Source organism: Dolichospermum sp. FACHB-1250, from assembly GCF_014696335.1.
GTDB classification, from domain to species: domain Bacteria; phylum Cyanobacteriota; class Cyanobacteriia; order Cyanobacteriales; family Nostocaceae; genus Dolichospermum; species Dolichospermum planctonicum.
This window is the reverse complement of record NZ_JACJPZ010000001.1, coordinates 157428-170919: the sequence shown is the minus strand read 5'-3', so window position 1 is coordinate 170919 and position 13492 is coordinate 157428. Positions and strand designations below refer to the sequence as shown.

Annotated in this window: 9 protein-coding genes and 1 pseudogene; 8 read left to right on the top strand and 2 right to left on the bottom strand. The window is 40.2% G+C overall.

Annotation, left to right across the window (positions count from 1 at the left end; all coding sequences use genetic code 11):
* From H6F39_RS00705 to murI, 4 genes and pseudogenes are all read left to right on the top strand, one after another.
* Positions 1–285 (top strand): annotated as a pseudogene (locus H6F39_RS00705) (HNH endonuclease); the annotation flags it as partial.
* Between the two features lie 839 nt (positions 286–1124).
* Entirely contained in the window at positions 1125–2975 is a 1851-nt protein-coding gene (locus H6F39_RS00700) for an N-acetylmuramoyl-L-alanine amidase (RefSeq protein ID WP_137907987.1), read from the top strand.
* 248 nt (positions 2976–3223) lie between these two features.
* Positions 3224–5134 carry an N-acetylmuramoyl-L-alanine amidase gene (locus H6F39_RS00695; protein WP_190396040.1) on the top strand — a complete coding sequence of 637 codons (1911 nt, stop codon included), beginning with the start codon at positions 3224–3226 and terminating at the stop codon, positions 5132–5134.
* 199 nt (positions 5135–5333) lie between these two features.
* Positions 5334–6191 carry a glutamate racemase gene (gene murI / locus H6F39_RS00690; protein WP_137907989.1) on the top strand — a complete coding sequence of 286 codons (858 nt, stop codon included), beginning with the start codon at positions 5334–5336 and terminating at the stop codon, positions 6189–6191.
* A gap of 87 nt (positions 6192–6278) precedes the next feature.
* Here the strand turns inward: murI and H6F39_RS00685 are convergent, their stop codons facing one another.
* Positions 6279–6485: a hypothetical protein gene (locus H6F39_RS00685; protein WP_137908039.1), complete on the bottom strand. Its 207-nt coding sequence runs from the start codon at positions 6483–6485 to the stop codon at positions 6279–6281.
* Positions 6486–7320: 835 nt separating this feature from the next.
* Here H6F39_RS00685 and sds point away from each other — a divergent pair.
* On the top strand, positions 7321–8292 hold the full coding sequence (sds, locus tag H6F39_RS00680; protein ID WP_137907990.1) for a solanesyl diphosphate synthase: 972 nt from the start codon (positions 7321–7323) through the stop codon (positions 8290–8292).
* A gap of 93 nt (positions 8293–8385) precedes the next feature.
* Here the strand turns inward: sds and H6F39_RS00675 are convergent, their stop codons facing one another.
* Positions 8386–8859 (bottom strand): hypothetical protein, encoded by a 474-nt coding sequence (locus H6F39_RS00675; protein WP_190371412.1) that lies wholly within the window; start codon positions 8857–8859, stop codon positions 8386–8388.
* Between the two features lie 206 nt (positions 8860–9065).
* Between H6F39_RS00675 and hetZ the strand changes: the two genes are divergently transcribed.
* From hetZ to kdpA, 3 genes are all read left to right on the top strand, one after another.
* Complete coding sequence (hetZ, locus tag H6F39_RS00670; RefSeq protein WP_137907991.1) at positions 9066–10253, top strand: heterocyst differentiation protein HetZ; 1188 nt, start codon at positions 9066–9068, stop codon at positions 10251–10253.
* A gap of 193 nt (positions 10254–10446) precedes the next feature.
* Positions 10447–11220, top strand: a complete 774-nt coding sequence (locus tag H6F39_RS00665) for a PatU (protein WP_306420213.1) — start codon at positions 10447–10449, stop codon at positions 11218–11220.
* Positions 11221–11761: 541 nt separating this feature from the next.
* On the top strand, positions 11762–13447 hold the full coding sequence (kdpA, locus tag H6F39_RS00660; protein WP_190396039.1) for a potassium-transporting ATPase subunit KdpA: 1686 nt from the start codon (positions 11762–11764) through the stop codon (positions 13445–13447).
* The last annotated feature ends 45 nt before the right edge of the window (positions 13448–13492 follow it).

Sequence of the window (13492 nt, the reverse complement as noted above, 5' to 3'; positions counted from 1 at the left end):
ATTACAGCTAACGGTCACGGTTCTAGACAATCTTGCCGAACCGACAAGTACGGTTTTCCGAGTAGGCACGTACCGAGAGAAAAAATACATTTTGGTTTTCAAACTGGCGATATCGCTAAAGCAGTTGTCACCACGGGTAAAAAGATTGGTACTTATGTAGGAAAAGTGGCTATTCGTTCAACTGGTAGTTTCAATATTTATATTAAAAATGGATTGATTCAAGGAATATCACATAAGTTTTGTAAACGCATTCACGCAAAGGATGGTTATTCGTATGCAGTATAAAAGATTTGTTAATTGCTCAACTGTCCCTCTCGCTGTTTGTGCTGACGCACAAAATTACTCAAGGGACATTTCACAATTAACCCTCCATTCCTCCCATCACCAAACTGAGTACAGTTTTGGTGGGGGTCTCCTGGAGGAGGTTTAAATGAAGGCAAATTCCTATATTTAAAAAGCAAGTATTTAGGGGGTTGAATCAACAAAAGTCTCAAATCCCCGACTTGTTCCTTAATCATCTCAATAATTGGTGAATTAATGCTATAATCGAGCTATTTAGTTTTTCTATATCTGTTGTGCTTTGTAAGTTGACTAAGTAAGGAGGTTAAAGGAAACTTATGTTATTAGAGATCCGTCTCTTTTGATATTGTCATCATCTCACTTAGAAAATGAATAGAAGGGTTAATTGAATTTCCTTTGGTCTTGACAAATTTTTCTTTGTTTCCCATTATTAGTAGACTTGATCATGTTTTATGGTTCTATTTTTTCTCTGTTTAGTTGTTATAAATTGCAGATTTTTTAGTAGGGAGAATAACCTGCTTTCTTTATGTCAGCAGTTGACAGTGGTGGGTATTTTTTATTGACATTGGCGACTAGAAGTGGCGGGCTATACAGACAAAACCCTGGATTTTTCCTTAGTCCAGGGTATGACTAAGCTTGTTTAAGTATTGACGCTGTTTGTCTAGTAGGGATTTATAATCGCTGATAGTTTTTCATAAATTTCTTGCTCTCAAGTCAAGGAGAATAATGGAAATAGTGTGACAAATTATCAAATTTTTGAGATATTTAAAGATATTAATTTGATATTCACTAATTCAATAAATATAAATCAGGAGAAAAGAACTGTGAAATTAGAGTGGTTGCTACCCGGTACTTTTGGAAGTATACTCATGCTATCGTCGCCGAGTTTAGCCACAACCCTGGAATCTTGGCGATTTGACCCCAATCAAAACCTGTTAGAAATTAATACAAGTGGTGGTGTCCAACCACAAGCACAGCTAATTTTTAGTCCCACTCGCTTAGTAATTGATTTACCGGGTGTGAAATTGGGACGTTCTCAGTTAACCCAACCTGGTAGAGGAGTGCGGGAAATTCGCATTGGCCAGTTTGACGAACAAACAACACGGATAGTTTTAGAATTGAGTCCTGGTTATACCCTAGACCCTAATCAGGTAAAATTTGTTCCTAAACGTGCTAATCGTTGGGCTGTACAATTACCGAAATTAGAAAGGGAGTCTCTATCACCCCAGGGGGAAAATCCTGAAAATACTACTAATAATAATTACAATCTAGCTAATATCGTCCCCCAATCTAAACCTGACTTTTCACCAATAGCGAGTAGTAGTGGGGGAAAAACTCAGTTGGAGAATTTACAAATTACTGGTGACGGCTTTTTTGTTCGCACTAATGGCGGTAGTCCTCAAACGAGAATCATCAGAAGCCGTGATAAAACTACTATATTTCTTGATATCCTGGATACAACTTTATCACCAAATTTAACTCCAGGAAATTTAGCAGTTAATAAATACGGTGTTTCCCGTATTGAATTTACTCAATTGCGAACGACACCAACATCTGTGCGTATGACCTTGAGGGTAGAGGAAAATAGCCCTGACTGGCGAGTAACTTCCAGTAGCAGTGGTTTAGTTCTGCTTCCTAGCAGGGGAGTTGTGAGTTTACCTGAAAATGAGAATCTGCCGCCAAGTATAAATAATAACGGCAATAACGGCTCGACTGCAACCATTGAATCTGTAGAAATTGTTAATAATGGCACACAATTACTCATTAAGTCCGACCAAGCTGTATCTGCTACCACTGGTTGGGATAGAAAATCTGGTTTATTTCGCATTACCATTCCCAACGCTAAGTTAGCCCCGGAGGTCAAAGGTCCAACTTTTGAGACAAATAGTCCCATTCTCAAACTCCGTCTTCAACCCCAACCGCCAAATACTGTGGTGATTTTTATTCAACCTGCATTAGGTATTAGCTTTGGCGCGATTAATCCAGCCGGAGACAACCTGTTGGCTTTAAAACTGCAAGGATCTCGTCTGATTAGACCACCTCTGAGCTTACCACCTTTATCACCACCAAGGCAAGAACTACCTGACTTAAATTCAAAACAGCCAGAAATCAGACCTCAGACCCCAGTTCCCAAAGGAAAATTAGTAGTTATAATTGACCCCGGACATGGTGGTAAAGATTCAGGTGCGGTTGGTATCGGGGGAGTGCAGGAAAAGAATGTTATTTTACCTATTGGGAAAAGGATTGCTGAAGTTTTGGAACAAAACGGTATTCAAGTGATTATGACTAGGGATTCTGACTATTTTGTGACTTTACCGGGAAGGGTAACTATGGCCCAACGAGCTAAAGCTGATGTATTTGTGAGTATCCACGCTAATTCAGCAGGTGCGAATCGTCCAGAAGTTAACGGGTTAGAAACCTATTATTATGACAGTGGTCTAACATTAGCTCGCATTGTCCATAGTAAAATTCTGCAAAGTCTCAATGTTAAAGATAGGAATGTACGGAAAGCTAGATTTTATGTGCTTCGCAAAAACTCCATGCCGTCAATTTTAGTAGAAACTGGTTTCGTAACTGGTAGAGAAGATGTTGCTAATCTCAATAGTCCAGCTTATCAAAATCAAATGGCAGATGCGATCGCCCAAGGGATTCTTCAGTATTTAAGATCCAGATAAATAGTAATTTGCAACACTCACCACCAGATATGATCACCAATGCCAGAAAAATTGTCAGAAAAATAAATTTGCTCAAAAAATCCCAAAAATAAAATTATATGCTAAAATACTACGCCATTAGCCGTGTCTTATGGTAAAGCAACAATCTTGGACTTGAGCAAAGTCAAAGTTGAGGCGGTGATAGTGTGAAGATTAGCCCCTAAATTGAGATATTGAATCATGATAAATGCAAATCAGGAGAAAGGATTGTGAAACTACATTGGTTAATACCCAGCACTTTTGGCGCGGTTTTCATGCTATCTTCGCCTGCTTTGGCTGGAAAATTGGAATCTTGGCGGTTTGATCCTAATCAAAATCGGCTGGAAATTAATACATCTACTGCTGTCCAACCCCAAGCCCAACTGATTTTTGACCCGACTCGCTTGGTAATTGACTTACCAGGGACAGAATTTGGTCGTCCACAATTAATACAAGAAATTGGTGGCCAAATTCGCGCTATCCGCATTGGGCAATTTGACGCACAAACAACGCGCTTAGTTGTAGAACTTGCCCCTGGTTACACCTTCAACTCTGCGCAAATCAAATTTGTTCCCACAAATGGTAAACGCTGGATAGTAGAATTACCGAATCCAGAAGTTATTTCTGGGCATACTAGAGAACCATCAACACGCTCATCCTTAGATCAATCATCTCAATTATCTCAATTATCTCAATTATCTCAAGCTACACGCTCTCCCAACAGTATTTACAACGTAGTCACAAAAAATCCCGTTACCCCGTCTAAACAGGTAACTCAAATCGAGAAATTACAAGTCACAGGAGATGGTTTTTTTGTGGGCGTAGGGGCAAACTCCCCGTGGTTGTCCGGTAATGCCCAATTGCAAGTCAATCCCAGTCTTGATAATCGCTCTGTTAATATTGATATCCTTGGTGCGGTTTTATCACCAAATATGGGACAAAGTGACCTATTAATTAACCGCTATGGTGTCCGGCGCATCCAATTTAGCCAATTACCAAGTAGTCCGTCTGCTGTTCGCATGACCTTGCAGTTAGATAACACTAGTCGCAATTGGCGAGCAATAGCTAGTGGTAATAGCGGTTTTATCGTCATACCAGATCGTGTGACTAAGTTATCTAATAACTATCAATCCTCTACACCATCAGTTAGTGACTCCCCTGCGACTATTCAATCTGTAGAAATAGGTGCAAATGGCAGACAATTACTAATTCGAGCCGACCAAGCTATATCTGCTACTAGCAACTGGGATAAAAGCTCAGGTCTATTTTGGATCACTATTCCTAATGCTAAGTTAGCTAATCAGGTCCAAGGTCCTACTTTTAATACCAATAGCCCTATTCTCAAAGTCCGTCTTCAACCCCAAGCTCCCAATACCGTAGTTGTTCTTGTTCAACCTGCGTCTGGTGTTAGCTTTGGCGTACTGAATCAAGTCCCCTCTAGTTTGTTAGCACTACCATTACAAAGTACTCTCCGCCCTCAAGTCCCTGAGATTACACCTCCTGTCGCGCCTACACCACCATTAAATACCCCGGATTTGATCACGGATTTATCCCAAACCGTTAAAACACCTTTTGGCCAGCCACCTCTACCAGTCCCTAAAGGAAAGGTTTTAGTAGTTATTGATCCGGGACATGGTGGTAAGGATTCTGGCGCTCCTGGACTCGGTGGGTTACTAGAAAAGGATGTTGTTTTACCTATTAGCACAAAATTGGCTAGAATCTTAGAGCAAAATGGTGTGCAGGTGGTACTGACTAGAGATGCTGACTTTTTTGTGGAACTCCAAGGACGGGTAGATATAGCCAAGCGTGTCAATGCTACTGTGTTCGTCAGTATTCACGCTAATTCCGTGGACAATCGCCCTGATGTCAATGGCTTAGAAGTCTACTATTATGACAGTGGTTATGGTTTGGCAGAAACTGTTCGTCAAACTATTCTCCAAAATATTAGTACCTTGAATAATCGAGGAACTCGTAAAGCTAGGTTTTATGTGCTGAGAAAAAATTCTATGCCTGCTATTTTAGTGGAAACAGGTTATATGACTGGTCGAGAAGATAATCCCCGTCTAGGATCATCAGACTATCAAACTCTTATGGCTGAGGGCATAGCTCGTGGTGTTCTCAATTATTTAAAACAACGCTAATCATTGCTAATCATTGCTAATCATTCATTATTAGTTGTTTATAGCATTTCCCATCCTCATTAGGTACAGGAATCAGGAAGTTCACTGCAGATAATTTTTTACTTCAGTGGACTAGGAAATGGTATATTTTTTTCTCTTTACCACTAACAACTAACCACTGGTCACTAACCACTAACCACAATCTAAATTAATATTTGCTGTGTATTCATCTTCTATTTTTGATAGTCATTTTCATGCTTTCTCCCGTCAAGAACCTCAACGCGCTCCTATTGGGGTATTTGATAGCGGTGTCGGTGGACTAACCGTACTGCGACAACTGTATCAGCAACTTCCCAATGAATCAATTATTTATGTGGGGGACACAGCCCGTCTTCCTTATGGTATTCGTTCTCAAACAGAAATTCTGCAATTTGTCCGGGAGATCCTGCGCTGGATGCAGCAGCAACGGGTTAAAATGGCAATTATGGCTTGTAACACCAGTTCGGCTCTGGCATTAGATATTGTCCGTCAAGAATTTGATTTCCCCATTTTAGGTGTGATTTTACCAGGTGCAAAGGCTGCTGTTGAGCAAGGGCAGCGCATTGGTGTTATTGCTACCCCAGCAACGGCTAAAAGCAATGCCTATCGGCAAGCTATTTTAGAAATTAAATCTCATGTCCAAGTTTGGCAAGTGAGTTGTCCAGAGTTTGTCCCTCTAATTGAGCAAAATCGCATCCATGACCCTTATACTACTGAAATAGCCAAAACTTATTTAGAACCTTTACTCCACCAAGAAATAGATACTTTAGTTTATGGTTGTACCCATTATCCTCATTTATCACCAGTTTTGCGATCGCTCCTCCCCACCCAGGTCAAACTAATTGACCCAGCAGTTCATGTTGTCGTCGCTTGCTCCCAAGAGCTAGATATGTTAGGTATTAAAAATACTCATCCACCCCTGCCTACCCGCTTCGCTGTCAGCGGTTGTCCGCAACAATTTACTCAGTCTGGTTTGCAGTGGTTGGGCTATACTCCGATGGTGGAACAGGTATGCTTTGCGGATGCCGTTGTCTCTTAAAGACGGGATTCCCTTTCCTCACAGGGTCAGAATAGGGAAGCACAAACAAAATTCGTCTATTGTTTCCCTACCCTGTGCTGGTTTCTTTCACCGACTATTCACTGCTTCGGTAACGTTCGCGGTTAATCCCCTCTGCTGCTTATAATTATCTCGTCCAATACTAGAATTAAATGAATCGCTTTGATGCACATCTTTTTTGCCTGTTCGCTTTGCCAATGCTAATAACAGGTATACACTGAATAAGTATCCAGCAGCTAAAATAAATATCATCATAGGCATATTTCCGTAAATCATTGTTCCACCATCTTTGATTGCTAAGGAATATAAAATTGCATACGAAACTAGCAAAACTCCAGTCAACCAAGTGTATTCTTGATGAATGTAGTTAGCTATACCAGAACAACCAGCAGAAAACCCGAATTTCTCTGGCCAATCCATTTATTTTCTTTAAAATCAACTTTCCCAGACCATACATCCGACAGCAGCCAAACTGCTAAGTAGCAATCTGTAACCGCGCTCATCAGCAGTTTACCTAGCCTGTGTTATTGACCTCACACCAATTTTAATAGATATACGCCGTTACTCAACGTGGGCTGAATACGTTGAGTTAGTTCCATGATTGGAAAAGCATAATTCAACTCAAAAGGTATGCTTGTCGCACAAAGTCTAAATAGGAATAACTTCCATCTTCTCTTGAGCGACGAGTTATTTTAGACTCACAACGCTATTGCGTAAAATCATCAGAAAATGGTTTTACTTAGGAAGTGAATAATCTCAAAAATTTAATATCTCTAGGTTTTAGCGTAACACAACCACCTTGAATTTGAAGCTAACTTCTAGACTAAATTTTAAATTTTTTTACTGTTGACAAGTAACTTAGATTAATCTATACTAAGTGTTATTTTATTAACATTGTATCTTCGATGATGACGATCTTTTTCGGGGAATTAGCACAAATCGAGCATTTTAAAATAACTTATTATTATAACATAATTCCAATCCGATATATAAATAACTTAATAGATATTAAAAATCAGATTACTGGAGGAAAACTTTGCGGTGACACTGGGTTATCTTAAAATTAAAGGATATGTAAACTTTCGTAAACTAAGCCAGAGTCCGCCCATCCATGACCCCAGCCACCTCCCTGTTTACCCCTGTGGAAGCAGACCTGCAAATACTAGCAAATAACCTTAAACAGCTAGTTGGAAATCGCCACCCCATTCTTTATGCCGCAGCCGAACATTTATTCGGTGCTGGGGGTAAGCGCATCAGACCCGCCATAGTGCTGCTTATATCGCGGGCGACTATGTTAAATACAGATATCACAGCGCGTCACAGACGATTGGCAGAGATTACAGAAATGATCCACACAGCTAGTTTGGTACATGATGATGTAGTAGATGAGTCAAACGTCCGGCGTGGCGTACCGACCGTACATAGTTTGTTTGGTAATCGCATTGCTGTGCTGGCGGGGGATTTTCTTTTTGCTCAATCCTCTTGGTATTTAGCGAACCTGAACAATTTAGATGTTGTCAAACTACTTTCAGAAGTAATTATGGATTTAGCGGCTGGGGAAATCCAGCAAGGGCTAAATCGTTTTGATGCTAGTCTTTCTACAGAAACTTACCTGCAAAAGAGCTATTACAAAACAGCGTCATTAATTGCCAACAGTTCTAAAGCGGCTGGACTAATTAGTGAAACATCCCTAGAAACTGCCGAACACTTGTACAGTTATGGTCGTCATCTAGGTCTTTCCTTCCAGATAGTAGATGATATTCTTGATTTCACCAGTTCAACAGACACCCTGGGTAAACCAGCCGGTTCTGATCTCAAAAGTGGCAACCTCACAGCGCCAGCTTTATATGCCTTGGAGGAAAAACCCGACTTAGAGGCCTTAATTGCCAGGGAGTTTGCCCAGAGTGGGGATTTAGAGCAGGCATTGGCGCTAATTCATGATAGTCGGGGTATTGAGCGAGCTAGAGAATTAGCTGCTCACCACGCCAAATTAGCCAATGAGCATATCAGCATTTTAGAGCCATCAGAATCACGCCAAGCCTTAATGGATTTAACTGACTATGTACTGAGTCGGCTCTACTAAAAAATTGAGGGAGATCTAAGATTTGGGATGTTGGGTGTTAAATCTCCACGCTTCCGAGTTGATTTCCCATCTTTTTTGAGTTTTTTCGGGTATTTAAGCAATCTGGGGAGGAACTTTTCTTGAGTGTCTAAATCTTTGTAGTTGTTGCCCAATTAGGGTTTCCAGTTCAGAGCGCCGCACTTCGACGGTATGGGTGATAATTCCTGGTGTTTCCAGGAAAACTATGCTGTGTAATGGTTTGAGGGCTACTAATTGGAACAAAAGGTGGGTAACATACATGGAGGCTGGCATCACTTGAGGGTCACGCCCAGCATCCGAGATCAGGGAAACATCCTGTATGGTAGGGAAAGCGTAAATAACTTGCTTTTCTATTCCTGGATTTGCGCGATTGCTCAACGTAGTTAAAACCCAATCCTGCTCAGAATTTTCGAGGATAAAGTATTGGTAGTGTTTTAACCTTTGGGCAATAGCGACTAATACAGGAGCGATTGATACCATAAGTTGTGGTGTCATACCATCCTGGGGTGCATTGTCTATCAGCAATTGAATTTGTGCTTCTAAATCCATCATGAATTGTTAATGACTTTTGGGTAATGGCTAAAAAATGAGGAAAGAATATCCCAGAAAATTGAGATTTACGAGTTCAATATTTTTTGGCGGCCACACCCTCAATATAAATTGGTTTGGGTTCAAGAAAAAAACCATGAAGCTAATATCCAAAGTCTAACAAGTCGTGTCCAAAATATGTTAGGGTCGTTTTGAGAACTGGGACTATGAATTCAGCCGCAATCGCAACTACTCAGGGGAAAATTTCTATCCGCGTGGAGGTCATCTTTCAATTCCTATTTAGGGAACTTCAACAGTCAACTAGGGCTTCGGAGCAAAATTGTCATGATGTATCCGTGAGAATTACTAACGAAGTCCTGCGGGTTTGTAATGAAAGTAAACGCATTCAAACTTCGGGGTCTGTAGAAAGTTCAGCCATGAGCCTAGCTAAACATCGCTTACAACAGTGTATCCGATACTATCAGTTAGGTTCAAGTCGTGGCAGGGTAGAACTCCACAGTACACTGAGTGCAATTGTTTACCGTTATATTAATCCCCCTCACAAGCAATTAAGCTATCAAGGGCGGTTGACTATCATTGAAGATTTCCTTCAGAGTTTTTATTTGGAGGCTTTAAATGCCTTTAGAAGGGAGAACCAACTAGGTCCGACCTATCGCCCCCAGACTCTATTGGAATTGGGAGAATACATGGCATTTACCGAGAGATATGGTAAACGTCGGATTCCCCTACCTGGAAGACAGCAACAATTAATTATTCTCCGGGCGCAAACTTTCTCAAAACAGCAACCTCCAGAAACAAGTGTAGATATAGAACAGGCTTCTGAAGGTGGTGGTGGTGAGTCTGATAGTTGTTGGGAAGAGCCGGCTATCCACCAATTGCGTTCGGCTATGGCTTCCCAGCCCGAACCGGAAGAAGATACCCTGCGGTCTGTTGTCATTACAGAATTAATCAATTATTTACAGGAAAAAGAACAATCTGACTGTGTTGATTACTTTACTCTTCGTCTTCAGGATTTATCAGCACCAGAAATTGAGTCAATTTTGGGTTTAACATCTCGGCAGCGTGATTACTTACAGCAACGGTTTAAATATCATTTAATTCGGTTTGCCCTTTTACATCGCTGGGAATTGGTACATGAGTGGTTAGAAGTTTCTTTACCCACTAATTTGGGTTTAACTCCGATTCAATGGGAAACTTATTTAGCCCAGCTAGATGATAAACAAAGGTCTATCTTAGATTTGAAGCAGCAAGGAAAACCTGATGAGCAAATATCTAAGACTGTAGGCTTGTCCATGGCACAATTACAGAAACGTTGGTTTAAGATATTAGAACAAGCTTGGGAAATTCGTAACTCCTTAGTTTCCGGATCTAGTGCATCTACCCATGAATGGTGACTTGTGAATCCTCATAAAATTATCAACTTCCTTGGGCATTGAAAAATCATAACTTCAATACCTACAGGTGTAGTTTGTGAGAATGTGACGAAACTGATGGGGTAGTCATTCGTCTCAAGACGGTAGCCTTTTAACGGTGAACTGAGCTTGACAAGAAAAGCCCCAAACCTTTCAATTGGGAGAAATTCCTACTGTGCAAGAACGTTTTCAAGCTATTCTTAAGCGTCGTTTACAAGACCAAATAGTAAAAAATCCCCCGTTGTTCCCCTGGGAAACACAATTGGGAGAATATCCTGACTGTGTAGAAGAACAATCTCTGGGATTAGTTCCCGTTTGGGGGTGGAGAGTCCACCAGTCTAAACTAAATTTGCCTATTCCCTTGCCTGATCAAGTTTTCTGGCAATTGTTAGCAAAATGTCAAGTTTTATTGACATCTTCCATACCTCTGGGAGCTAAATTAGTTCAGGTGGTAGAAAGTATGTTCCCCACGGATACCCAGTCAATTAATGATTTGGCTGCGTTAGTCCTGAGAAGCTCTTATCGTTCGGCAGATACCTTGACAGTGCCTAATATTGAGAGCGATTATTTTGATTTACTACCACGTCAGCAAATGGCGTTGTCGTTAATGGCAGCTAAACAACTGCTGGAAAATTTAACTTTGCCGATTTCATTGAATCAGCCTTTGGTAGAAAGACAATGGCTGACTACTGTGGGGACTCTGAATATTCGGGTAGAATTACGTAATTCAGGTAAATTTACGAGTTTAACGGTTCACGGTAAATTACCAACATCGGGGATTTTGCAACTTGAGGGTAATAATAGTCAAGAATTTGTAAAATCTGAGGCTTGCGAAATGCCAGTTATAGAATTGCAAATTGATGGAAGTCAGCCAACCTATACTTTAGCAGTGGAGTTACCAGAATTAGACCACCTGCCTTTATTCTTGGCTATTCAGGTGAAAATATAGCTAAATTGCCATATTTAGGAATTAGATAAGAGGGATGGCAACTGATGTATGATAATCTTGATTAATTTTCTGGTTTTAACCCTTCATTCTCTTTTGAAACATCAATATAAAATTAAGGACGTATTTAAAACCTATAAGCTTAAGTAGGACACTTATATTTTTAGAGATTCCACTGAGTGACAAACTTGTCTGCGGTGAAATTTCTGATTCCTGTTCCCAATGAGGATGGGAAATGCTATAATTTGATGTGCAGTTAAATAAATTAAAAATATATAGGAATCAAGCAGGGTTCCTGAATTAGTTGGCGTGGGGAGGAAACTCCTAACAGAGAAGAAGAGTAAAAGTGTGTACTGAGTATTGTATGGCTAGGACACGCAGGTTATCAAAAATCACATAGGATTTCTATATTACATAGAATATTTAACTAGGATCAGATATGAATGGCTATCTAACTCGCTAAAAATTCAGCTTCCTAGTAATTTAGCTATTATTGTTATTGTTGAGTATTAACTGACCAGAACTTAAGTAGGGTGCAAACTACATGGGACAAGGTTTTTTACAAATTGCTTTAACGCTATGTATTATAGTATTTATTACTCCAAAACTAGGAAAATACATAGCCAGTGTTTTCTTGGGAGAAAGGACAATCCTTGATCCTGTAATGAAGCCCATAGAGGCAATAATTTATATTTTAGGAGGTGTGAGTAAAAAAAATGACATGAAAGGTTGGCAGTATATCCGCGCATTACTATACAGTAACTTAGTCATGGGTGGTATAGTTTATGTCCTACTCTCTTGTCAGAAAGTTTTACCTTGGAATCCCAATGAACTGGGGGGGATAAGATGGGATTTATTATTACATACCACAATTTCCTTCCTGACCAACACCGACCAACAACATTACGCACCGGAAAATACCTTTAGTTATTTTAGTGAAACATCGGCTTTAGGCTTTTTGATGTTTACTTCAGCGGCTAGTGGATTGGTAGTGGGAATTGCTTTTATCCGGGGGTTAACGGGGAGAAAACTGGGGAATTTTTATGTTGATTTTACCCAGACTATCACTAGGATCTTACTACCTTTATCAATAATTGGGGCGATCGCTCTAATCATCACAGGTGTACCCCAAACCCTAGCCGGAACGCTGGAGGTAGAAACCTTGGAAGGAAGAATTCAGTATATAGCTAGAGGTCCAGTAGCCTCTTGGGAGATTATCAAAATGTTAGGGGAAAATGGCGGTGGCTTTTTTGCTGCTAATTCCGCTCACCCTTTTGAAAATCCCAATGGTGCTTCTAATTTGATAGAAATTATCGCTATGCTGGCCATTCCCACATCTTTAATTTATACCTACGGAGTATTTGCTAACAACCTGAAACAAAGTTGGTTATTATATTGGATGGTGTTTATAATCTTTGTTGTTCTTATTGGCGTTACAGCCACAGGAGAATTACAAGGAAACCCACTAATTAACAACGCTTTGAGATTAGAATTACCAAATTTAGAAGGTAAAGAAGTCAGATTTGATTGGGCGCAGAGCGCATTATGGGCAATTACAACCACTGCTACCATGTCCGGTGCTGTGAATGCAATGCACGATTCTCTTATGCCCAATGGGACATTTTCTAGCTTATTCAACCTATTTTTACAAATAATTTGGGGTGGACAGGGAATAGGAACTGCTTATCTCTTCATTTATCTAATTCTCACAGTTTTTCTGACTGGTTTAATGGTAGGGCGCACTCCAGAAATTTTTGGGCGCAAAATTGAAAAACGGGAAATTGTTCTTGCTAGTGTGGTGCTATTAATTCACCCCATAATGGTTTTAATTCCTAGTGCAGTGGCTTTAGCTTATCCTATATCTCTATCAGGCATTAGTAACCCTGGTTTTCATGGTATTTCCCAAGTGGTTTATGAATACGCTTCAGCCGCAGCTAATAATGGTTCTGGTTTAGAGGGATTAAATGACGGTACATTATGGTGGAATTTAAGTACAACTATCAGTATTTTTGCGGGACGTTATATACCAATTATTGCGTTGTTGCTATTAGCTGATAGTATGTCTGAAAAACAAGCAAGTCCAGAAAGCCGGGGAACTTTGAGAACTGATTCTTTATTATTTACCAGTATTACTGCTGGTGTCACTTTAATCCTAGGGATCTTAACATTTTTCCCGGTTTTAGCTTTAGGTCCCATCGCTGAAGGTTTTAAACTCGCTGCTGGTAGTTAATATAGATAAGACAATATAGCATTTCCCATCTCAGTTAGGTACAGG

Coding starts and splice junctions, on each gene's coding strand:
- H6F39_RS00675 (WP_190371412.1), bottom strand. CDS start 8,859: ATGGATTTAGAAGCACAAATTCAATTGCTGATAGACAATGCACCCCAG.
- H6F39_RS00685 (WP_137908039.1), bottom strand. CDS start 6,485: ATGATTTACGGAAATATGCCTATGATGATATTTATTTTAGCTGCTGGA.
- kdpA (WP_190396039.1), top strand. CDS start 11,762: ATGGGACAAGGTTTTTTACAAATTGCTTTAACGCTATGTATTATAGTA.
- sds (WP_137907990.1), top strand. CDS start 7,321: ATGACCCCAGCCACCTCCCTGTTTACCCCTGTGGAAGCAGACCTGCAA.
- hetZ (WP_137907991.1), top strand. CDS start 9,066: ATGAATTCAGCCGCAATCGCAACTACTCAGGGGAAAATTTCTATCCGC.